The following is a 21,829-nucleotide window of genomic DNA, read 5'->3' on the forward strand; positions in this document are numbered from 1 at the left end:
TACATCAAAAACTTAAATTTATCTTATTTCTATTAACTAATTAGTATAAAATGAGATAAAGAGGTCGCGTTATGAAAAATAAATTTAGTGCTAGATACTCTATTTATATATTACTCTTGTTAAGCTTACCACTAAACTTAGAGGCAAAAATCAACAAATTAAAAGTTCCAAATGGATTTCAAGTTGAAATATTTATAAACAACATTGAAAAACCTCGGGGACTTACAAGTGATGATGAAGGCAATATTTTTATAGGATCTTCAAGTAATTTTGCTTATTTAATCACAAAAAGCAAAAATATTTACACCATTGCTTCAAACCTTCAAAAACCAATAGGCATTTCTTACTTTAACAACAAATTATACATCTCATCGGTAAACAAAATTTACGTTGTTCAAGATGTAGAAAAAGAGATAAACAATACTGTAAATGCCAATCAACCATATAAATGGAAAATGGAAGAGTTTGTTATTTTACCAGACACAAATTCAAAAATACATGCTGGCAGATATATTAAGGTAGACAAAAGGAATGAAAATTTAATAGTTAATATTGGATCTCCTAGCAACGCTAGAATTCCTAAGGAAGAACATGAAGCCGTCTTGCTAGGTATTAATCTTGCAACTAAAGAAAAAAATATAGTAGAGTATGGCGTTAGAAATTCAGTAGGATTTGATTTTCACCCAATTGATAACTATCTCTATTTTAGTGATAATGGAAGAGATCACTTAGGTGATAATTTACCACCAGACGAGATTAATTTAGTATCCAAATATGGTGAACATTTTGGATTTCCATATGTGTTTGGTAAAAATAGAAAAGATCCCTCCTTTTTCCTTAAAGCTCCTAAAAATATTGATTTTACACCTGCTATTTATGAACTACCTGCTCATGTAGCGCCACTTGGAATACATTTTTACAAGGGGAATATGTTTCCAAGCGAATATAAAAATAAATTATTTATTGCCGAACACGGATCATGGAATAGTACAGTTCCTGTTGGATACAGAATAACAACACTAGACATCAATTCAAATACAAAAACTGTAACAAATTATAAGATATTCTTAGAAGGTCTTTTAACCTCCGATGGTTCTAAAATAGGAAGACCTGTTGACATTATCACTTACTGGGATGGTTCAATTTTATTCTCAGATGACTTTGGAAACAAAATCTACGGATATACTACAACTAATTATAATTGCCATGACAAAGTGCAAGTGCAAGTGCATCACTACTATGATCACTATTAAAAACAAAATCTGACTTTATTCCAAGTAAAATACGCATCATATATTTTACTTGTATCTTTTTAAGCCTTCCAAATCCAGAAATTGCATTTTTAACTTGTATTGGAGTGTATGCATGAAAATCTATATTTTTTAAAGCAAGAGTTAAAATAATAGCTCCTCTAGCCTCAGCTATTCCTATTGCCGTTTTTTTATTTTTAGCAAAATAAATATCTTCAACACTTGCAACATCAGGATTAAACTTATCAATAATTAAAACAAGTTCTTCAGAAATCAACTTTATTCTATCTTTTAAAGACATAGAAGAATTAGTTATAATTGTCCCATCTAGAACATATACATACCTACTTCCTCTCTTATCTAAAATTCCCCAACCAACATTAGCAAGACCAGGGTCAATACCCAATATTCTCATTTAAATTTCAAAATTAAGCAGCAAATTAATCAAACTCATCACAATCTTCCAAGTTATGAACAACTTCCTGTACATCATCAAAATCTTCCAATTTTTCAACAAGAGTAAGTATTTTATCCATCTGATCTTTATTCAAAGAAATTTTATTCTCAGGCATAAGAACAATCTCTGCCATCTCTTCTTCAAACTTAGTTTTTAAAACAGATAAAACAGTTTCAAAATTTTCAGCACTTGTTATTACCTCTACCTCAGATCCTTCACTCAAAATATCTTCTGCCCCTGCTTCTAATGCAAGTTCCATTACTTCATCTTCAGAATATTTATCTAGACTATAAGAAATCAACCCTTTCCTGTGAAACATATAAGATACAGAACCAGGAGCCCCAAGAGAACCACCACCCTTTGTAAGAACGCTCCTTACATCACTCGCTGTCCTATTTTTATTATCAGTCAAGCACATAATCATTAAAGCTACCCCATGAGGAGCATACGCTTCATAAGTAAGTTCAAAATACTCATCACCTGTATTATCGCCAATACCTTTTTTAATCGCTTTTTCAATATTATCTTTAGGCATATTAGATATTCTTGCCTTATTAACAGCAACTCTTAATCTAGGATTAGAATCAATTTCACCTCCACCCATCTTGGCAGCAATACTTATTTCCCTAATCAATTTAGTAAAAATTTTATTTCTCTTAGCATCAAGAGCACCTTTTTTCCTCTTTATAGTTGACCATTTACTATGTCCAGACATTCAAACCTCCACCAACTTTTCCAGTTTTTCCAAAACATCAAACTTACCATGACTAATCAAATGTGCTTTAATTGTATTAAACATTAACATAAGCACTGTCACAGGACCAATTCCACCTCTTACAGGAGTAATAAATTTAACATGATCCTTTATTGACTCAAAGTCTGCATCTCCAGCCAAAACATTACTACCCTCCATTTCTACTTCAGAAATACCAATATCAATAACATAAGGACTTCCAGAAATCATATTCAAATCAATTAACTTAGGCTTTCCAACAGCAGAAATAATAATATCTGCTTGTCTCACATAAACATCCAAATAAGTACTTTTACTATGACATGTAATTACAGTTGCATTATAAGGCTTACAAGAAAGCAAAATAGAAATAGGCCGTCCTACAAGAGAACTTCTTCCAATCACAACAACAGTCTTACCAGAAGTTTCTATTTTCTCGTCAAATAAAACTTTAAGCACAGCAAGAGCTGTACAAGGAATAAATCCTTTTTTGTCACCCAACACTAATTTACCTAAATTAACAGCAGAAAGTCCATCTACATCCTTTGTATGTACTATTTTGTTTAAAACCATATTTACATTTATTTCACCTAAAAGAGGTAACTGAACAATAATTCCATCGGTATCTTTATTCAAATTCTCAGCTTCAATCAACTGCAAAATATTCTCCTGTTCTGTGTTATTAACCAACTTAAGAACACAAAAATTAATACCAATCTCTTTTGATACTCTTTCTTTAATAGACACATAAAGCTTACTTGCAGGATTATCGTTTGCCAAAATAACTTTTAAAGAAATCTTATTTACCAAATCATATTCTGTTAAAAATTTTTTCAATAACAAATAATATTTCCCTGCAAAAAGTTTACCATCAAAAACATTGGTCAAATCATAACCTCCACTCAAATTAGTCAAATATTATACATTATACTTATATTGTAAATGTAAATAAAAATCAATTTGCAAAAGAATGAATTGTAATAATACCTTTTTTTAAATATAATAACTGTAACTAACGAGTTTTTGAAAAATGGAGAATAATGAAAAAGAACCTTTTAGTTGGCTTAATCTCGCTATTCTTGTTAAGTACAAATATGCCAAAAATTGAGGCATATTCAATTGATAGAAATGGAAATTCTGTTATCGGGGTAGATTTAAGCTTAGGTATACCTCTTTTTTATAATGATTTATCAAAAATTTTTCCTTCCAATTTGTATCCTGGAGGAATCGGAGCTCTTAAATATCAATATCACATATTAAGTAACTTATCTATGGGACTTGAACTTAGATACTTGTTCAATTTTGACATTAATCACTCATTTAACTTGCTCAACCCAGACTCTGGTATAGGTAAAACACTTAGTATAGTACCTATTACATTTTTAATAAACTACGTGCTTGATATTGGAGAACTTTTTCAAATACCCATATTTTCAAATATAGGATTTTCTCTTAACTCTTACGGAGACAAAAGTGATAATATCTCAAATTTAAGAACTTTTGATGCAATGCCTATTCTTTCAATTGGTTCTGGTATCCTGTGGAACTTCAACTATAAATGGGCTTTTGGTTTTACAACTGCATGGTGGACAATGTTTGAATTTGGGAACTCAGCTAAAACAGGACACTTTTTATTAGTTTCTCTCTCGGTAACAGTAAATGTAAATAAATTGTAGGTTTAATATGGATAATAAAGATTTTAAAAAATTCATGCTAATAATATTAATATTACTAACTAGCTCATGCTCAAGTGAATCTATTTTTTCCCAACTTAGTAAGTTACAAAAAATAAATAGTGATAATAACATTTTAGACAGCTCAAGTCCAAATGGTATTTCGTTAGTTAATGATACTTTATATATTGCAGCTATGCACTTATTTAAAAAAGAAAATGGGGTTGTTGAAAAAGTAAACTTTAGTAATTCTTATGAATTTGTAATTGATCTCGTTAACATTTCAGATAAAACATACCTATTATCACAAAGTAAAGATGGTAAACTAGAACTCTACACCCTTGAAAATGACAGCTGGAAGCTTACTCTTCAAAAGAATTTAAATGCCATTAAATTCTTAAAATCTATAGACACAACTGGGGTCAAAGCAGCTTATATCTTAGCATCAGAATTAAATGGAAATCAAGTTATTCTAGAGCTTAATGGAGTTAATAAAACTCCTTCAGGTGCAAACAAGGATGACAAATTTTATCAAATCTCAAATAAAAATCAATTAATCACAGGAAGATTCTCAAAAATTTGGAACCTAGACGGTAGCATTATAAGTGTTAATTCAAAAAATGAAATAATGCCTATTATAGATACAAATATCCGTGGATTTGCTGAAACTCTGGTAATGACTGGCGGAGGTCATGACACATCAGATAACAAATTTATGATATATTCAAGTACAAATAATTATCAAGATCCAATATTTAACCGAGAAGACATAGGAGGTTTTATGGCATACTTTGCAAGAGAAGTCAATGGAACAATCCTTATTGGCAGTAATAGCGGATTTGTGGAACTTGTCAAAGATAAAGATACATTTGCCCTACAATCACCTTCTCAATCTGTATCGGAAGGATCTTATCATGCTTCACAATTAAGTAAAACAAGACTCAATAACATCATACCTATTAATGACAAAACCTATATACTAACCCAAGGAAAAGGATTATGGAAAATTGAGAACCATAAATTAACTAAAGAATAAACGATGAAAATTCATTGCAAAATTTGAATATCTATCTTTACTAGACTCATAATTAAAATATTTCTTTACTTTAATAAAACTTAAGTTATTATTCATATTAGATCTAAAATACAAATAATTTATATTATCTGTATTAAAAATTTTTCCCTCATCATTGATAACTTTAATTTCCAAATCCAACAGATACTTAACAAATAATATATCTCTTGTTACTACAATACTATTCTTATCAACTAATTCCAAAATAAAAGAATCAACATTTTCTACAACCTTAAATGCAGTATTCCTAGTGCTACTTAAATTTAAAGATTTATTTGAAACTAAAATAAGTTCTACACTTCTTTTAAGCACAAAATTTTGCAAAAATTTTATTACTTTTAAATTACAAGAATCAGCATCAACAAAAATCTTATCTAACAATCTTATAATCCACTATCTTTACTACTAAAAAAGATTCTATTTTCTCTTTCTTAATAGGTCCAAATACTCTAGAATCATTCAAAATCTTTAAATTCTCATTTAAGAGAAAAAATTCATTTTTCTTTAAAGCAAAGCATTTAATTGGTTCACTAGATTTAAAAAAATCATTTAATCTATAATTAGATATGAAATTGCCATTTAAATAAAAAGAATTATTGCCTCCTCTATTAATCAAGACATCAAAACCTTTGACATAAACTAAATCTCCCCAAGTAGCAACTATTCTTGATATACTATGCTTTTTTGTATTAAAAATTTTATTCAAACAAAATAAATCTCTGAAAAAATCTAACACGATATTGCCCTCTAAAGTTAAATCTTCATAAAGCACAATATCGTTCACTCTGAAAGGTACAAAAAAAGATCTAACATATTTTGAAACAAAAATTAAATTATGGTTCTCTTCTATTAAAGGCGACATTTCTTTTCCTTGAAAAGTAAAAATTTGTATAACAAATTTTGTAAACACATAATTTAATATTAAAAATAGCAAAATAAAATTAAAAAAATTTTTCCTTCGTTTTTTTCTTAAAAGTCTTTGCTCAAAAGTTAAATAAGCAGCCATTTTTAAAGAAAACCCATCCTAGAAAAAGGAAAATGCAAGAAAAAAGTTCTGCCAAGTATCTTATTTTTATTTATGACTCCAAAAAATCTACCATCATGAGAATTATCTCTATTATCTCCAATAGGTAATACATATCCATAAGGCACATATAACCCATATTCTCTCATTATTGCTTTTTCCATATAATAATCAACATATGGCATGAAAGCCACTAAATAGCGATATTCTAATCTCTCAACCTCAAATCTATCAATAACTCTCACATTAAAAAATGAAAAATCGGGCATATTTTCTAGATTTAGATTTAATTGTTTTAATGCAATAAACATAGCAAGATTATCATAAATCTTATAATCCTCTTCTTCGACAAGTTTCTTAGAAGTGAAATTATATCCCAAGGAAGCTTTATACGATTCTTCTTCTACAAAATTTTCTTCGCCTTCTTTCTTAACAAACACTTTTCCACTACGAAATCTTACAACTTTACCATCGGCAAACAGCGCTCTTTTTACAAAAAATCTAACACTAGGATTTCCATCTTCATCTCTATCAAGATCAATAAAAGAAAAAGTCAACATAAAAATTATTCTTTGCAAAATATCAAAAAAAGTCCCCTTTGTTTTATATTCGATATTTTCAAAAATAACAATATCCGCTTCTCCTGGTTCTCTAATTCCATTTATCTTTCCCATTCCAGGTAAAAATTCAGGTCCATAAGAAAATTTGTCTACAAACAAAAAGTCTCCTACCTTAAGAGTATTTTCCATAGATCCTGTTGGAATTCTGAATCCTTGAAAAAAATACTGATTTACTGCCAAAACAAAAAGTACAGCACCTAAAAACTCAAACAAAAAGTTTACCAAAAAACCTCGTTTCTTAACTTTTAACTTATAAAGATACTTCTTTCTTTTTCTATAGGTTAGATACCTCTCAATAGACTCCACTAAAAAGTTAGCTAATTTATCTAATTTTCCTAAATACATAAATTCCGCCTTTAATAATAAAATATACATAAAATCAACATTTATTAAAATACTTACAAATATAAGAATGCTTAAAGACAAAGCAACAGATAACATTGACCTTATCTTTATACTTCCCTATAATTACACATGTAATGCAAAAAGACGATATAATTGATATTGATGATGAAGTTTTTAAAGTAAAATTAAAACCAATATTAGGCATAGTTCCAAAGGTTTATTGTTTATTAATACTACTTATCCTGCTTTTAACTCTGTTATTTATTTTTTTTATAAATCCCAAACTAAAAAACCCCGGAGCCTATTTACATATAAAAACTAATATTTATAATGCACATGTTTACCTAGACGAAAAATATCTAGGAAGAACTCCATTAAATAAATACATAAATGTTACCAAAGGAACCTTAAGAATCAAAAGATTAGGATTTGATACTTATGAAAAGCAAATTGAGATACAAAATAAATTTTTTACAAGTTATAACTTTAATGTCAACTTAGAATTAAAAGATCCTGATAAAATAATGAATCAAAGACAAAAAGAACTCTCTGTTATGACAAAAATTAAAAACACTAGCGACAATATACAGCCAATTCCTATATTCTCACTACTTTTAAACGATTTAAAAGACAACCCAGAACACATTAAAAATTTCTTTAAAATTTCTATTCCGCATCTAAATTCAAGTGCAATGTTTAAAGATTTCTTGACAGCATATAAAGACATTTACTTAATAAACACTAAGTACAATAAAGAAATATGGGAATCTTTACAACAAAATTTTAACCTAGAGAACAGAGCAATTATTTGGTTTTTTCAAAATCTAGACAAAGAGCAACAAGAACAAATATCTAATGAAACATGGTTTACAAGACTAATAGAAGAATTAAAAAATGAAAATAAAATATTAACATTTGCAAATAAAAATGTAGACCTAGATTTTAAAGGTTTTAAAAAAATAGCTTCAGGTACTATTGAAAGTATTCAAAATTATAAATTACATTCTCACGATGTTACGATTAAAACTACATATAAATTAAAAGAATTTTTAATGCAGAATCAAAATATTACTAAAGCTGAATATCAGATGTTTTTAAATGAAAATCCCAAGTGGAAATTAAATAATAAAGATAATTTAATAAAAGAAGAACTTGTAGACGAAAGGTATCTTAAAAATTTTGAACAAATGCCTTCAAATGAAGATATTACTGACATATCTTACTATGCAGCTCTAGAGTATGCTAAATGGTATTCTTCAAATCTGCCAAAAGGATTTACAGCAAGACTTCCCCTATCTCAAGAATGGGAATTATACCAAAGAGAAGAATCAAAATCAGTCAATAACTTAAATATCAATGAAATATCTCAAAAAATTGGATTTTGGAACCTAATGCAAAGCTCAAGCTTTAATGATACATTATTATTCAGAGATGAAAATAAAAACAACATATATTCTACACACTTTAACTCACTAATAACCGAAGTTAGAACATATAAATATAACGATAACTCAATACTTAAGCCTTCAACAAAAGCTTCTTTTTTAAAAAATTGGAGTTCGCCAAATATCGGATTTAGGCTAATTATTGAAAAGGAATAGATGTGACCTCACTTTTGCTTGAAAACAAAAAAGCAAGATTCAATTATTTCATTGAAGATAAAATAAACTGTGGTATTGTATTAAAAGGGACTGAAGTTAAATCTATTAAATTAAAAAAATTTTCATTTAATGATAGTTTTGCTATTATTAAAAAAGATGAAATATGGCTTGAAAATTTACATATATCAAAATATAAAGAAGGCAATATCTTTAACCATGAAGAAATAAGAAGCAGAAAGCTTCTTGTTACAAAAAAAGAAATACAAAAACTAAAAAAATTTAGAGAAAAAGAAGGATATACATTAGTTCCTATTTCAATTTACCTAAAAAATTCACTAATAAAAGTAGAACTCGGCATATGTAAAGGTAAAAAATTATTTGACAAAAGAGAAGTTTTAAAACAAAAAAGCATCAAAAAAGACCTAAGTCGTGAAATCAAACAATATAGATAATCCAACTTATAAAGAAATATCACAAAAAGAGTAATTATAAAAATAACTACTCTAACCTAACTAACTTCAAATTATATAATTAATAACTTTTTGCAAAAGAAATTCCAAATCCAAGCATATTACTTTCATTCATAGTAACACCAAAGTCAGGTTGAAATCCTCCTAAAGTAGCTCCCAAGCTTTGTCTAAGCCTTTTATTATAATTAGATGCATGTACAAAAGGAAGAATAATTTCAACAAGCCTTGTTATAGCCAAAGTAGCTCCTCCTACTGCCATCAAAGAAACCGCAAGCACAGGTAACTCCTCATCCTTCTTAGCCTTAAACTCGCTCACACCACCAACAGAATATATACCGTAAGCTAATAAACCAACTCCAAGAGCATCAAAACCCAAAATAGACAACCCACCAATAAAATCTCCTTGTGCAAAAGATCCTATTCCAAATCCTAAAATCAGATTCAAAATAAAGGGAATTAAAGGCTCTTTCTTAGAAGATTCATATCTTAATAACTTATCCACTGAATTATCAACAACTTTGCTATCCTCAACCTGAGCAAAGCCAGCAAAAGTACAAAAAGAAAACAAAACCATAATCAAAACTTTTTTCATTAAATATCCTCCTTCATTATGTGTATAAAACAAATTTGTTTAACATCATAATGATAACAAAAAGATATAAAAAATTCTACTTAAATTTAACCGTTTTAAGTTTACTGCTTGAAATTCTCTTGCCTACAGAAACTCTAGACTTAATCATAAAATCATCAATACTCATCGTTTTAACAATATCCTTACTAGTGGAAAATTCTACAACTTCTGGATTTAAAGCAAAATCTACAAATTCATCTTCATCATCTAAAAATTTGTAAATCTTATCCGTAATAAATTTATCTATCTTAAATCTCTTAACATAATAAAGGTTTTCAGGCTTATTAAGATAAATTATGGAAAATACTTGCTCTTTCGAATTATTTATATCATAAACTAAAGCACCTATATTATTTTTATCAATAAAAGTTTTATCCTCAATATTTTTTAGAATATAAGACTTCTTCTTAAATATTAATATCTTATCATAATAGCTAGCATTACCAATAAATTCACCATCAAGAAGACTAGTTCCAACAAAACCAGACTTCAAATTTAAATAAACCTTCATATTCTTAGTAGCTATTTCTCTAACATTTTTTGATTTAATAAGAGATATTTCTGTTTTCCTCTTATAAGCTTTAGAATATTTTGTAAGAAGTTTATCAATAAAATTTATTGAATATCCTCTAATTGACCCAATATTACTCTCCACACTTTTTAATTCCTTACTAAGAGTTCTAATATCTTTATTATTCTTATCAATATCAAAAATACTTATTTTTCGAATAGGAATTTTAAGTAAATTTTCAATATCACCCAAAACAATCTCTCTATAGAAATTATCTCTATATTTTAAAATTTTACTCAAAATAATGCTTACAACATCAGATTCCTTAGAAATAGTCTCAAGAACCTTATAAATTCTCTTTTCAATAAATATTTGTTCTAAGGTTTTATAAAAAATTTTTTCAAGGATTTTATTTCTTTGTAACTCAAGCTCCATCTTTAACACTCTCTGCAAATGTTCTGCATGAAACTTGATAATCTCCGTAATGGTATAAATAACAGGATATCTATCACTTAGTAAAAGCAAATTAACAGAAATAGATACCTGGCAATTTGTATAATGATATAATTTCTCAATAACCTCACTAGCATATACTCCTCTTGGAAGAGTCAACTCAATTTCTACATTCTCCGTAGTAAAATCGTTAATGCTTGTCACCTTAATATAATTCTTGCGTATAGCTTTTTCAATCGAAGCTATTATACTCTCAGTAGTCTCTCCAAATGGCAATTCTCTTATTAAAATGGCCTTATTGTCATCTGTAGCCTCAATTTTAGCACGCACTAAAACTTTTCCATTTCCATCCGCATATTCATTAACATCAACTATTCCACCTGTAGGAAAATCCGGATAAAGTTCATAAGATTCACCAAGTAACTCACTTCTCACGGCAATCAAAATTTCATTAAAGTTATGAGGTAAAATTTTTGCAGCCATACCAACAGCAATCCCTTCACTTCCTTGAATGAGTATTACAGGAATTTTTGCAGGAAAAATCAAAGGTTCATCATTACGACCATCATAAGAAGGTTCATAAGATGTTATTTCCTTGCTATAAAGCACATCAAATGCTAAAGGAGTTAATCGACATTCAATATAACGCGATGCAGAAGCAGGATCACCAGTCAAAAGATTACCAAAATTTCCTTGCTTCTCAATAAATAAATCCTTATTTGCCATATTAACAAGTGCTTCATAAATGGAAGTATCTCCATGAGGATGATATTTCATTGTATTTCCAACAACATTTGCAACCTTATGGAAATTGCTATCATGCATCTCAAAAAGAGAATGTATAATTCGCCTCTGTACAGGCTTAAACCCATCAATAACACTAGCAATTGCACGATCCTTAATAACATAAGATGAATATTGTAAAAAATTATCTCTAAGTAATGTTCTAATGTCCATTAAATTAAATTCTCCATAATAAAGTTACGCCTCTCAGGAGTATTTTGCCCCATATAAAATCCCAGCTTTTCTTTTATATCTTTAATATTGAAAAGATCAACCTTTGTAAGTTTAATATTAGAAATATCAATAAAATTCCTAAACTCATTCGGAGAAATTTCTCCAAGCCCCTTAAATCTTGTTACCTCAGGATTACTTAATTCAAGAACAGCTTTTTGTTTCTCTTCCTCAGAATAACAATAAACAGTAGATTTTTTATTCCTTACTCTAAAAAGTGGAGTTTCTAATATATACATATGTCCATTTAAAACCAAATCTTCAAAATACGTTAAGAAAAATACTAAAAGTAAATTTCTAATATGAAACCCATCAAAATCAGCATCTGTAGCAATTACCACCTTATTATATCTTAAATTTTCAATCGATTCTTCAATCCCAAGAGCTACCATCATATTATAAAGTTCTTCATTCTTATATATCTCAGACTTACTTTTCTCAAACATGTTTTGAGGTTTACCCCTAAGAGAAAATATAGCCTGTGTATACACATCTCTACAAGATACCATTGAACCTGTTGCAGAATCTCCTTCCGTTAAGAATATCATAGTAGCCTCAGATTGAATGCTTTTTTCATTAAAGTGGAATTTACAATCTTTAAGCTTAGGAATTTTAAAAGATATTTTCTTAGCTCTCTCCTTTGCTTCTTTTCGTACACTACTTAATTCTTTCCTAAGGCGCTCATTATCAACTACCTTACTCTCAATTGCCTTTGCTAAAGTTTTATCTTTATAAAGAATTTCTGATATTATTCTCTGCACTTCCTTAGCAACATTGCTCCTAGTTTCAATGTTACCAAGTTTATTTTTAGTCTGACTTTCAAATATTGGATCTTTTATCTTAATAGAAAGAGTAGCTACAAGTCCCTCTCTAATATCAGTAGATGAATATGTTTTCTTAAGAAAATCATTAATAGCTCTAGCAAATCCTTCCCTAAATCCTGTCTGATGTGTCCCTCCATCACTAGTATACTGCCCATTTACAAATGAGAAATATGTCTCTCCATAATTGCTTGTATGAGAAAAGGCGAATTCTAAAGTCTTACTAGAATAATAAACAAAATCATAAAGTAGATCTTCATTTTTAATTTCAGAGTTTATAAAATCTAAAAGCCCTTTCTTAGACTCAAAAATTTGATCATTATAATTAATCTTTAGACCCTTATTTAAGCAAGCATAATGAAAAAACCTTCTCTTTAAAAAATCTTCACTATACTTATACTTGCCAAAAATTTCTGTATCAGCTAAAAATTCAATATAAGTACCGCTCTTCTCATCAGAACTCCCCTCTGCAGTCTTCATCAAATTTCCCTTGGAAAAAAGAGCCTCAAAAAATTTACCATCTCTTATTGACCTTACCAAAAATCTTGAACTTAAAGCATTAACAGCTTTAGTTCCAACTCCATTAAGACCCACAGAAAATTGAAATACATCATCATTATACTTAGCACCAGTATTAATAACAGAAACACTCTCTACAACTTTTCCAAGAGGAATGCCTCGTCCACAATCTCTAACACCAATAATATTATTTTCTTTTCTTATAAATATTTCCTTACCATAGCCCATAATAAATTCATCAATGGAATTATCAATTATTTCTTTAATTAAAATATAAATACCATCATCAATATTAGAACCATCACCAAGTCTCCCTATATACATTCCAGACCGCAATCTAATATGCTCAAGGGAAGATAAGGTAATAATTTTACTCTCATCGTAATTATTTGTCTTCATTTAAATCCCTATCAATGCTATATTGCATTTTCATTTTTTCTAATTTTTTAACTATTTTATCTCTAACAATAACATGAAGATTTTCTTTCTCATCATTTTTTAAAATAGACACATCTATTAAAGAATGAACATGAACATATACAGATAATCCCGAATTAAATATAAAATTTTTAATAAAGACTTTATGCGTATTAAGCAAAGTCACAGGTATAATTGAAGAATTTGTTCTTAAAGCTAAGTTCATAGCACCTCTCTTAAATTTCCCAACCTCACCATCTCGACTCCTAGTTCCTTCAGGAAAAATTCCAATAAGTCGCCCTTCCTTAATAACTTCAAGAGCCCTCCTCTGGGCATTAGCAGAAGATTTTATACTACTCCTATTTACAGGAATGGCTCCTATGGAAATTAAGATTAAATTAAGAAAAGGAATATTAAAAAGTGATCTCTTAGCAACTACTGCAAAGGGTTGCATGAATATATAAATTAAAAAAATAGGATCCATTGCACCAACATGATTTCCCATAATCACTACACTACCCTTACCAGACAAACAAGCATCATTGTCTCTAGTAACAACAACCTTAACATCAGCAAGCCATAAGCTAATATTAATACCAAATCTCATTAATATAAAACTAAATTTTACAAAATAACTTTCAAATTTAAAAATTTTAAAAATCAAATATACTGGAAACAAAACAGTAAAAACCAAAAAAAAGAAAAGAACATTAATATAAGTAACAATATTTCTTAATACTCTCATAAAAACTAATCCAATTTTTCTATTCTCTCAAGCTTCAATTTCTGTCCTTTAACCAAACTTACTTCATCTTTCAAAATTTTAACAGGATTAAGAATAATTGTAGAAAATTTTTGCTTCTGTACTACTCTCTCGCTATATTCAACAATAAAAGATTCTCTCATCCTAGCATCACCCATACTAACTTCATACTCAAGAATTAAATTATTTTTTAAACTAAAAACATTAAAAATTCCATAATAAATATTATCTTCAATAATATAAGTAAGATTAGGATAAGAAAAATCATAAATAATATCCTTATACACATAATTACCATTTGGAATAAAAAAGTTCTTTTCATTACTATTTTCTTCCAAGATGGAATCATCAAATCGTTTAAAAATGCCTGAGAATCCATACTTATCATAAGCATTTGTTCCAGTATCAACTTTTACCTCAATATTATCACCATCAATGATTTTTATCCAAAAATTATAAACTATTAAATCTGAAAAAATAGATTTGGTACTAATATTAAGAGTATTATAAGCCGGCTTTGACATATACTCAATATGTGCTATTTCTTGATAATTTTTCTTAAAAATACTAATTTCATTAAAATGTCTATTAAACGATAAAAATAAAACATCATCAAGACTCGACTTTCCCAACCTTTGATATGTACCACTGTCATACCAAACACCATATAAAAACTTATATACTCCTTCTTTGGTCAAATCCTTTAAAGTTTTATAAACATTACTATCCATCCGTCTGACCTTCTCACTCGCAGATAAAGGATAATACCTTCTCTGCAAGTGAGAATATTCATATACTTCAACTCGGCTAACTATTATATCTTCACCCTGCTTGTCATATCTTTCTAAAGAAATAGAATAACTTTCTCTAGATTGCTTATCATCATAAGCTAAGGATCTATCATACTTATTTATAATAATACTTCCATTCACTTTATGAAAAAATATAGGTCTGTATGACGAAACATCATTAGCAATCGCTTTTTGAAAAACATATAAAACAGTCTCTTCATTGAAAAATCCTTGTACAACTATGTCAAAATCATAATCACCAGTAATATCCTCAAGATACATGTTGTAAGATTTTTTAGAATCAATATCTACCTGCTCTTTAAAAAGAACTATAGCCTCTTGAGTTTTTGGATCAAAACCAATAATAAACAGATAAGATTTAAGATCTGAAAAATCCTGTGCTAAAACTACTTGTTCAAAATAAACATCTAAATTTAAATTTTCCTGTTGAACTGAAAGAATCTTATAACCCTTAAGGTCAATAAGTGACCCAAAAACATCTTCTCCATTATTTCCACTTGAAACACTCACATCAGAATAATTTATTTCGCTAGATTCTTTTATACCCTTATTGAAAACAATAAAATCTTTATTTTCCTTAACACAAGAAAACAAAATAAAGACGAAAGATAAAATTAATTTAAAACGCATACCATATGATTTTTATCTATAAATTCTATTCATACCAACTACTAATTTTTTTAATTAAAATTCTGCAAAGCAAAAAATGCTTCATTAAAATTTTCTTCAAAGTCACCTTTATTTAACATAGAATCTATCACTAGCCTACTATTTGCCTGATAAAGGTTATCAAGAATACTATCTTCTTTAATCACATCATTAGACTCAATAGAATAGCTACCACCTGAGTTTAAAGAAAATACATAAACTTTACGATCTGCTAAAAAAGGCTTAGACCAATGATTTTCTTTTAAGGCAAAAATGATATCATAAAAATCTTTACTATTTTTAAAACCAGACAACTCCTCTCCTAAAGTACTAGGATAAATACTCATATTGTAAGCAAGATTGACAATATCCTTCTTCAATGACAACTTACTTTTTCTAAGAGTTTTCTGTACTCCATCAGTATTCATTTCATCAATAATTTTATTAAGCTTATTTTCAAGAAAAGTCTCAATAATGCTTGGTTCATAAGTTTCCACATAGTTTCTAGCCACACTAATATCATGTCCTGAATTTTTATCAAAATCATAAATATTACTCAATACTTTATATATCTCATACTCATTCCCATTTTTAGTTTTAATAGGCTTAGAAATTTCATTCACTTTCAAAGAAAAAATTACCCCCACATCTTCCTTTCTCTCAAGAGCAAGCTCAAAATCAAAATAATATTTCTTAGAAGAAGCAACTCCCTTAAAATTAGTAATATCCTCAGAATAAAATTTAGCAATCTCCTCAAAAGGAGTACTCTTAGACAATTTTTCATAAGCATCATTTGCATCACCTAAATTCTTAAAACGAATAGATGCAACTTCAATACTTTTAAATAAACCCAAAGCTCTCTCAGCATAAGAAATTACTTCATCTTGTGGAAAATCTTGATATGAGAGTGAAACATATGAAATACTTCTTCTAACCTTACTCATATCCTTAATTGCATTAGGAAGAGAATCTGCAAATATAAAGCTACTGTTCAATAAAATCTGAATGTTAGAAGAAAGTAAGTCTTCCACTGCTTCGTTATGAATCTTGTATTTCTGATAATCAGAAACTTTGTTATATCTCTTAGGACTAAAATTACCAGCAGAGTCTAGATATACAGGAGAATTCATTAAATTTTTATTTAACATATTTTTTGAAACATAAAAGTTATTAGCTTTTGCTAAATCAAGGAAAGCAATATCTTCCATATGCTTAACAAAAGCCAAGTTCCAAATAGCATACTCCATGTCAGAATTATTTTTATTTTGCATTAATCTAGAATAAAGATTTGAATAATAATTAACATATTTAGCAAATTTATTATTCTTTTCATAATAAATTGGTTGTCCCTTATAAGTACCAAATCTTAACCCAGATGAATCAGAACTATCAAACAAACCAGGCATCAAAGGTGCAATGATAAATCCAAACACAATTAATATAAGGGCTAAAAGACCCCAAATACCAACCCTCTTATCATTAGAATCAAAAGAATCAACCCTAGGCACTTCTTCTCTTATCTGTTTTACTCTCTTCCGCATAAAAACAACCTTAAAAATTTAAATAATATAACATTTTAAGTATTAAAATAGCATAATTAAAGCATTATTTCAATTGAAATATTTATATTAAGAACTATTTTTTAAATATAAGTAAAAATGATTAATGGTTTAATGCTCTTTAACTGTTCAACAATGTACAGGAAGTTATGGAAAGTAATAATTTCACTATTCACATAAAACCAAACGAACTTAATAGACTCATAAAAATAGTTTACAATAATTTTGGTATTAATCTTAGTGAGAAAAAAAAATTATTGATTGAAAGTCGACTATCATCAACAATTAAAGCAAAAAATTTTAGCAATTTCACAGAATATATTAACTACTTAGAAAATAATACAAGCCAAATATCCTTAATAGAGTTAGTGGATAAAATATCAACAAATCATACTTATTTTTTTAGAGAACCTAATCATTTTGAATTTCTTGAAAAAAAACTTTTACCCAAAATGATTAATCAAATGTCACAATCGGGAGAAAAAGAAATTCGTATATGGTCAGCTGGATGTTCAAGTGGAGAAGAGCCTTATACAATTGCGATGATAATAAATGAACACATAAGTAATAATAAAATCCACTTAAATACAAAAATATTAGCAACCGATATTTCAATTACTGTTTTAAAAGAAGCAAGTAAAGGAATTTATCCAGGGGATCGCGTAAAAACACTGCCTAAACATTTAAAACTTAAATATTTAAATCAACTTAAAAATGACAAATTCGAAGTCAAGGATACACTTAAAAGAATGGTTCAATTTAAAAAATTGAACTTAATGGATGAATATTTTCCATTCAAGAAAAAATTTGATTTAATTTTCTGTAGAAATGTAATGATTTATTTTGATGAAGAAACTAGAAATTTACTTGCTGAAAAATTTAATAAATGTTTAAAGGATGAATGTTATTTGCTCATCGGTCATTCAGAAACAATTAGAGGAAATAAAAATTTTGAATATATCATGCCTGCAACATATAAAAAATCAAACTAATACAAGGCATATTTATTTACCTTGTATCTTTTTATTCAAATAAATAAGTTCTTCAATAAGATTTTTCTCACTCAATAAACCCATAATGCAGTTTTGAATATTGAATATAGTCAATGATAAATATACATTTTTTACAAATTTGTCATCACTCATAAATTCTGCTTGTGAAACATTAACATTATTAATTAAATTCTCAATTTCACTAAGTTCGTATTCAATATCATCAAAATTTCCTTTCTTAATCTCTTTTAAAATTTTATAAAGCCTATTCCTTATGTTACTAACCTTATCTAAAATTAACATAAATTTATCATCAATATACCTATTTAATTCATCACTTGTCATATAGTCTCCTTTAGGTTAAATTTACTTTTTCTCCTATTTTAACAAAGTAAAGCAACTCACCTATTGTAGCAACATGGTCTCCTACTCTTTCTAAAAAACTATTTAAAAATAATATATTCAAAAGATAATCCAAATTTTCTGGATTATTTTTCATAGCATCAATTACAATAGTTTTTTGTTTGGAAAATAATTTATCTATAACATTATCGTACTTTACTATCTTAAGTATTTTAGTAAAATCTCCATCAAAGTAAGCGTCAAAAATATTTGAAAGCATATCTTTCGCTGTATCTGCCATTTCTCTTAAAGGTTTAAGATAAAGGTCAACAGAACAAAAATCTGCTGCATTAGACTCTAAAAGAAGTACAACCTTTACAATTTTAGTAGAATGATCTGCAATACGTTCAAGAGAGCTTATTATTTTAATAATTGCTAAAATTTCTCTAAGCTCAGTAGCCACAGGATGTTCAGTAGCAATGATTCTTCCGCATAAATCCTCAATATCATATTGATAATCATCTATTATTTTTTCATCCTCATTAATGATTTTTTTAGCCAAATTTTTGTCTCTAGACTCTAAAGCTATTAAAGAATCTTCTATTATCTTAAGTACACATTCTTTCATATCCCAAAGATAATCTTTTATCACCTCAAGTTGTTTAGTAAGTTTGCGTCTAATCATACCAAATCCTCCTAAAAAAACCTTTTTAAAAACAAATATCTTAACCTAGAAATCTCATAATAATTACTAAAAGGATAGTCATCAATAACCCTCTTATAATAATCAAGAGCCTTTAGAAAATCTCTATGTTTGCTCTCAGTCTCATATAGTCTACCCAATAAATAATTATATCTATCTGGAAAGCTTGAGTTTGAGTATTTTGGGAAATACAGAGAGCTCAAATTTAAAAAAAATTCATACTCACCACTCAGCAACAAAAACTCAAGAATATCAAGATAAACATTTTCACTAAAATCAATATTATTCTCTATTAAGAACCTAGTATCTTTTAATACACTTTCTACCTTATTTAACTTAATTCCAAGACTAATAAGATTTAAAAAAATCTGATTAAAGTGCTTATCTCTTAAGCTTAAGTAATTTTCATAAGAATTTAAATAATCTCCATTTTTATAATAAAGATCAGCCTTTAACAAAGTATACTCACTCTCATTAAAATTATAGCTATTAAGCAATTCAATTGCACCCCTATAATCATTAATATAAGATAAATTTAAAGCTCTCCTAATAATCTCCTTAAAATTTAAGCCAGAATTTTTATCTTTTAGTCCAACGCTTTTATCATCTTGAGTATGTTCACTTAACTCATTTTCATCTAACTTATTATGCACTTCTTTTTGAGTAATTTTCAAAATTACATTTTTAGTAAATTCCCTAGAATTCTTTACATTTTGATAACTAAAAGTTAATATAATATTCCCCACTTTCTTTGAAGTTTGAAAAGTAAAAGTAGCTCCATTCTGATAAGATTCTCCTAAAAGTCTAATAAAAGAATTATTTTTAGGACTCTTTATATAAATCCAAGCCTCGTCCTTAAAAAAAAAATTAAATTTTGAATTAGTTTTTACTAAAAATTCTCTCTCTTCGCTACTAAAATCAAGCTCATAAGTACTATAACTATTCTCAGAAGCAAACGAATATGCTACATTTACAACAAGACATAAAATATTAAAATAAATAAAATAATATTTATTCACTTATAATTTTCCAAAATTCTATCAATCAATATCTCATTTTGCTTTTCTAAATCAATATTAAATAAATTTTCTGATTTTACCCATAGTTCCTTAAGCAGTTTATCATTAATTGGCTGATGTTTAGTTAAACTATCTTCTAGTTCACTGCTAGGCAGATGAGGTTTAGGAAAGAAAAAATCATTCATATTGAGATTAGAATTTAAATCAAAATAAAAATCTTCTACATTAATTAATTTTAACTTCTTATTTAAATCCTCTTCTGTACTTTTGCGAGTATTTCTAATTATGTTACTTGAATAAAGATAGGTAATAAAAGCAATAATAATCGATAAAAATATTAAAATTAAAAAATATTTTTGAAAATAAAACTTTTTCTCTCTCATAAAATTCCCTTGATTACGCAATAAATTATATATTAAATATTACACTTTCTCTATTAGAATAATATAATTGATTATGATTTGTGGAATTGATGAAGTTGGAAGAGGATGCATTTTTGGGCCCGTCTTAAGTGCAGCAGTTATTTTTAAAGGGAGACCTACTTTTTTAAATGAATTAGACGATTCAAAAAAACTTAAAAAAGAAAAAAGAGAATATTTATCTTCATTAATACTTAAAAATTCATACTATGCCTTTGCAGAAGTATCTAATGATATTATTGACAAAATTAATATTCACAATGCTTCTCTTCTTGCTATGCAACTTGCATATGAAAAACTCAATATTGACTGTGATTTAGTTCTTGTGGATGGAAAATTCATTCCAACAATAAAAGCTAAAAAAATTCAAGCAATAATCAAGGGAGACTCTATTATTAATGAAATAAAAGCAGCCTCAATTATCGCAAAAGTACAAAGAGATAAATTAATGAATGAGTATGATAAAATTTATCCTCTTTACTCCTTAAAAACCAACAAAGGATATCCAACTCAAGCACATAAAGATGCAATAAAAGAACATGGAATCCTAAGCCTTCACAGAAAAAGTTTTAAACTTATTTAAATAAATTTTTAATAATCTCTATTTCTAGATCTTCCTGAATAGTGATAATTTTTATCAAAATTAGAATTATCTCTCCTAGATCCTTCATTATGAGGCTCAAAATCATTATGCCTTGTCTCTCCTGTAGCATAATTTCCAGAATTCTTTTTCTTAATTACAGAAATTGCTCTTAATAAACTTGATTCAAATTCTTTTATATTTTCCTCATAAATAAAAACTGAATGTCTTTCAAAATCTCCACTAGCATTTCTCTTACTTTCAACAATATTTAAAAAATAATCACCTTTCCTATTTTCTTTAACATTAAAAAAATAAGTCCTCTCAGAATTTGTAAATAACTTATCAGAATATATTTCCCCTCGCTCGCCCATTAAT

Annotated in this window: 24 protein-coding genes; 7 read left to right on the plus strand and 17 right to left on the minus strand. The window is 27.9% G+C overall.

All coding sequences use genetic code 11. The features are described from left to right. The first annotated feature begins 71 nt into the window (after positions 1 to 71). Positions 72 to 1,253, plus strand: a complete 1,182-nt coding sequence (locus DB313_RS00130) for a PQQ-dependent sugar dehydrogenase (protein WP_120103846.1) — start codon at positions 72 to 74, stop codon at positions 1,251 to 1,253. On the opposite strand, the gene ruvC is transcribed toward DB313_RS00130, so the two are convergent. Genes ruvC through DB313_RS00145 form a run of 3 tightly spaced genes read right to left on the minus strand, consistent with a single transcriptional unit; the run spans position 1,192 to position 3,328 of the window. Continuing rightward, complete coding sequence (gene ruvC, locus DB313_RS00135; RefSeq protein WP_120103847.1) at positions 1,192 to 1,665, minus strand: crossover junction endodeoxyribonuclease RuvC; 474 nt, start codon at positions 1,663 to 1,665, stop codon at positions 1,192 to 1,194. The two genes, DB313_RS00130 and ruvC, sit on opposite strands and share 62 nt — an antisense overlap. Before the next feature lie 25 nt (positions 1,666 to 1,690). After that, entirely contained in the window at positions 1,691 to 2,422 is a 732-nt protein-coding gene (locus DB313_RS00140) for a YebC/PmpR family DNA-binding transcriptional regulator (RefSeq protein WP_120103848.1), read from the minus strand. After that, entirely contained in the window at positions 2,423 to 3,328 is a 906-nt protein-coding gene (locus DB313_RS00145) for a bifunctional 5,10-methylenetetrahydrofolate dehydrogenase/5,10-methenyltetrahydrofolate cyclohydrolase (protein WP_120103849.1), read from the minus strand. Between the two features lie 152 nt (positions 3,329 to 3,480). On the opposite strand from DB313_RS00145, the gene DB313_RS00150 reads away from it, so the two are divergent. Together DB313_RS00150 and DB313_RS00155 are read left to right on the plus strand one after the other, a co-directional pair. Next, complete coding sequence (locus tag DB313_RS00150) at positions 3,481 to 4,116, plus strand: BB0027 family outer member beta-barrel protein (RefSeq protein ID WP_120103850.1); 636 nt, start codon at positions 3,481 to 3,483, stop codon at positions 4,114 to 4,116. A gap of 7 nt (positions 4,117 to 4,123) precedes the next feature. Beyond that, positions 4,124 to 5,149: a hypothetical protein gene (locus tag DB313_RS00155; protein WP_120103851.1), complete on the plus strand. Its 1,026-nt coding sequence runs from the start codon at positions 4,124 to 4,126 to the stop codon at positions 5,147 to 5,149. Here the strand turns inward: DB313_RS00155 and DB313_RS00160 are convergent. The 3 genes from DB313_RS00160 to lepB (DB313_RS00170) are packed head-to-tail and all read right to left on the minus strand — an operon-like array spanning position 5,135 to position 7,177. Beyond that, positions 5,135 to 5,569 carry a DUF188 domain-containing protein gene (locus DB313_RS00160; protein ID WP_120103852.1) on the minus strand — a complete coding sequence of 145 codons (435 nt, stop codon included), beginning with the start codon at positions 5,567 to 5,569 and terminating at the stop codon, positions 5,135 to 5,137. The two genes, DB313_RS00155 and DB313_RS00160, sit on opposite strands and share 15 nt — an antisense overlap. Beyond that, a complete protein-coding gene (gene lepB, locus DB313_RS00165) occupies positions 5,559 to 6,194 on the minus strand; it encodes a signal peptidase I (protein WP_120103853.1) in 636 nt (211 codons plus the stop codon). The genes DB313_RS00160 and lepB (DB313_RS00165) overlap by 11 nt, the downstream gene beginning before the upstream one ends. A gap of 2 nt (positions 6,195 to 6,196) precedes the next feature. Further along, complete coding sequence (lepB, locus tag DB313_RS00170; protein ID WP_120104632.1) at positions 6,197 to 7,177, minus strand: signal peptidase I; 981 nt, start codon at positions 7,175 to 7,177, stop codon at positions 6,197 to 6,199. A gap of 149 nt (positions 7,178 to 7,326) precedes the next feature. Here lepB (DB313_RS00170) and DB313_RS00175 point away from each other — a divergent pair, with 149 nt between their 5' ends. Further along, positions 7,327 to 8,778 carry a PEGA domain-containing protein gene (locus tag DB313_RS00175; RefSeq protein ID WP_174220857.1) on the plus strand — a complete coding sequence of 484 codons (1,452 nt, stop codon included), beginning with the start codon at positions 7,327 to 7,329 and terminating at the stop codon, positions 8,776 to 8,778. Between the two features lie 2 nt (positions 8,779 to 8,780). After that, positions 8,781 to 9,230, plus strand: a complete 450-nt coding sequence (gene smpB / locus DB313_RS00180; protein ID WP_420808979.1) for an SsrA-binding protein SmpB — start codon at positions 8,781 to 8,783, stop codon at positions 9,228 to 9,230. Positions 9,231 to 9,309: 79 nt separating this feature from the next. Here smpB and DB313_RS00185 read toward each other — a convergent pair whose 3' ends face one another. The 6 genes from DB313_RS00185 to DB313_RS00210 all read right to left on the minus strand — a co-directional run bounded on the left by DB313_RS00185 (position 9,310) and on the right by DB313_RS00210 (position 17,378). Then, a complete protein-coding gene (locus tag DB313_RS00185; RefSeq protein ID WP_120103855.1) occupies positions 9,310 to 9,840 on the minus strand; it encodes a P13 family porin in 531 nt (176 codons plus the stop codon). 76 nt (positions 9,841 to 9,916) lie between these two features. Then, the gene (locus DB313_RS00190; protein WP_120103856.1) at positions 9,917 to 11,800 is read right to left on the minus strand and encodes a DNA topoisomerase IV subunit A; all 1,884 of its coding nucleotides are present in this window, start codon (positions 11,798 to 11,800) and stop codon (positions 9,917 to 9,919) included. Next, positions 11,800 to 13,596, minus strand: coding sequence for a DNA topoisomerase IV subunit B (locus tag DB313_RS00195; protein WP_120103857.1), 1,797 nt, complete (start codon positions 13,594 to 13,596; stop codon positions 11,800 to 11,802). Before DB313_RS00195 ends, DB313_RS00190 begins: the two co-directional genes overlap by 1 nt. Beyond that, entirely contained in the window at positions 13,583 to 14,359 is a 777-nt protein-coding gene (locus DB313_RS00200; protein ID WP_120103858.1) for a lysophospholipid acyltransferase family protein, read from the minus strand. Before DB313_RS00200 ends, DB313_RS00195 begins: the two co-directional genes overlap by 14 nt. A 5-nt stretch (positions 14,360 to 14,364) precedes the next feature. Then, positions 14,365 to 15,819, minus strand: coding sequence for a pallilysin-related adhesin (locus DB313_RS00205; protein WP_120103859.1), 1,455 nt, complete (start codon positions 15,817 to 15,819; stop codon positions 14,365 to 14,367). A gap of 50 nt (positions 15,820 to 15,869) precedes the next feature. After that, positions 15,870 to 17,378 carry a peptidylprolyl isomerase gene (locus tag DB313_RS00210; protein ID WP_120103860.1) on the minus strand — a complete coding sequence of 503 codons (1,509 nt, stop codon included), beginning with the start codon at positions 17,376 to 17,378 and terminating at the stop codon, positions 15,870 to 15,872. 167 nt (positions 17,379 to 17,545) lie between these two features. Between DB313_RS00210 and DB313_RS00215 the strand changes: the two genes are divergently transcribed. Continuing rightward, positions 17,546 to 18,388: a CheR family methyltransferase gene (locus DB313_RS00215; protein WP_120103861.1), complete on the plus strand. Its 843-nt coding sequence runs from the start codon at positions 17,546 to 17,548 to the stop codon at positions 18,386 to 18,388. 12 nt (positions 18,389 to 18,400) lie between these two features. Here DB313_RS00215 and DB313_RS00220 read toward each other — a convergent pair whose 3' ends face one another. From DB313_RS00220 to DB313_RS00235, 4 genes are read right to left on the minus strand one after another with little or no spacing between them, the layout of a single operon-like run. Continuing rightward, a complete protein-coding gene (locus DB313_RS00220) occupies positions 18,401 to 18,733 on the minus strand; it encodes a PTS lactose/cellobiose transporter subunit IIA (RefSeq protein ID WP_120103862.1) in 333 nt (110 codons plus the stop codon). A gap of 10 nt (positions 18,734 to 18,743) precedes the next feature. After that, positions 18,744 to 19,415: a phosphate signaling complex protein PhoU gene (gene phoU, locus DB313_RS00225; protein ID WP_120103863.1), complete on the minus strand. Its 672-nt coding sequence runs from the start codon at positions 19,413 to 19,415 to the stop codon at positions 18,744 to 18,746. An 11-nt stretch (positions 19,416 to 19,426) separates the two neighbouring features. Further along, positions 19,427 to 20,452, minus strand: coding sequence for a tetratricopeptide repeat protein (locus DB313_RS00230; protein ID WP_120103864.1), 1,026 nt, complete (start codon positions 20,450 to 20,452; stop codon positions 19,427 to 19,429). Further along, a complete protein-coding gene (locus DB313_RS00235; protein ID WP_120103865.1) occupies positions 20,449 to 20,835 on the minus strand; it encodes a hypothetical protein in 387 nt (128 codons plus the stop codon). The genes DB313_RS00230 and DB313_RS00235 overlap by 4 nt, the downstream gene beginning before the upstream one ends. A 73-nt stretch (positions 20,836 to 20,908) precedes the next feature. Here DB313_RS00235 and DB313_RS00240 point away from each other — a divergent pair, with 73 nt between their 5' ends. Further along, positions 20,909 to 21,454: a ribonuclease HII gene (locus DB313_RS00240; protein ID WP_120104634.1), complete on the plus strand. Its 546-nt coding sequence runs from the start codon at positions 20,909 to 20,911 to the stop codon at positions 21,452 to 21,454. Between the two features lie 8 nt (positions 21,455 to 21,462). On the opposite strand, the gene DB313_RS00245 is transcribed toward DB313_RS00240, so the two are convergent. After that, a complete protein-coding gene (locus DB313_RS00245; RefSeq protein ID WP_174220819.1) occupies positions 21,463 to 21,825 on the minus strand; it encodes a DUF3276 family protein in 363 nt (120 codons plus the stop codon). Positions 21,826 to 21,829: the final 4 nt, after the last annotated feature.

Source organism: Borrelia turcica IST7, assembly GCF_003606285.1.
GTDB classification, from domain to species: domain Bacteria; phylum Spirochaetota; class Spirochaetia; order Borreliales; family Borreliaceae; genus Borrelia; species Borrelia turcica.

Excerpts from the sequence above, each read along its gene's own strand:
- lepB (WP_120103853.1), bottom strand. The coding sequence starts at position 6,194 with ATGGCTGCTTATTTAACTTTTGAGCAAAGACTTTTAAGAAAAAAACGA.
- DB313_RS00140 (WP_120103848.1), bottom strand. The coding sequence starts at position 2,422 with ATGTCTGGACATAGTAAATGGTCAACTATAAAGAGGAAAAAAGGTGCT.
- DB313_RS00220 (WP_120103862.1), bottom strand. The coding sequence starts at position 18,733 with ATGACAAGTGATGAATTAAATAGGTATATTGATGATAAATTTATGTTA.
- DB313_RS00130 (WP_120103846.1), top strand. The coding sequence starts at position 72 with ATGAAAAATAAATTTAGTGCTAGATACTCTATTTATATATTACTCTTG.
- DB313_RS00200 (WP_120103858.1), bottom strand. The coding sequence starts at position 14,359 with ATGAGAGTATTAAGAAATATTGTTACTTATATTAATGTTCTTTTCTTT.
- DB313_RS00245 (WP_174220819.1), bottom strand. The coding sequence starts at position 21,825 with ATGGGCGAGCGAGGGGAAATATATTCTGATAAGTTATTTACAAATTCT.
- ruvC (WP_120103847.1), bottom strand. The coding sequence starts at position 1,665 with ATGAGAATATTGGGTATTGACCCTGGTCTTGCTAATGTTGGTTGGGGA.
- DB313_RS00215 (WP_120103861.1), top strand. The coding sequence starts at position 17,546 with ATGGAAAGTAATAATTTCACTATTCACATAAAACCAAACGAACTTAAT.
- DB313_RS00150 (WP_120103850.1), top strand. The coding sequence starts at position 3,481 with ATGAAAAAGAACCTTTTAGTTGGCTTAATCTCGCTATTCTTGTTAAGT.
- DB313_RS00195 (WP_120103857.1), bottom strand. The coding sequence starts at position 13,596 with ATGAAGACAAATAATTACGATGAGAGTAAAATTATTACCTTATCTTCC.
- DB313_RS00190 (WP_120103856.1), bottom strand. The coding sequence starts at position 11,800 with ATGGACATTAGAACATTACTTAGAGATAATTTTTTACAATATTCATCT.
- DB313_RS00210 (WP_120103860.1), bottom strand. The coding sequence starts at position 17,378 with ATGCGGAAGAGAGTAAAACAGATAAGAGAAGAAGTGCCTAGGGTTGAT.
- DB313_RS00235 (WP_120103865.1), bottom strand. The coding sequence starts at position 20,835 with ATGAGAGAGAAAAAGTTTTATTTTCAAAAATATTTTTTAATTTTAATA.
- DB313_RS00155 (WP_120103851.1), top strand. The coding sequence starts at position 4,124 with ATGGATAATAAAGATTTTAAAAAATTCATGCTAATAATATTAATATTA.
- DB313_RS00240 (WP_120104634.1), top strand. The coding sequence starts at position 20,909 with ATGATTTGTGGAATTGATGAAGTTGGAAGAGGATGCATTTTTGGGCCC.
- lepB (WP_120104632.1), bottom strand. The coding sequence starts at position 7,177 with ATGTATTTAGGAAAATTAGATAAATTAGCTAACTTTTTAGTGGAGTCT.
- DB313_RS00205 (WP_120103859.1), bottom strand. The coding sequence starts at position 15,819 with ATGCGTTTTAAATTAATTTTATCTTTCGTCTTTATTTTGTTTTCTTGT.
- phoU (WP_120103863.1), bottom strand. The coding sequence starts at position 19,415 with ATGATTAGACGCAAACTTACTAAACAACTTGAGGTGATAAAAGATTAT.
- DB313_RS00185 (WP_120103855.1), bottom strand. The coding sequence starts at position 9,840 with ATGAAAAAAGTTTTGATTATGGTTTTGTTTTCTTTTTGTACTTTTGCT.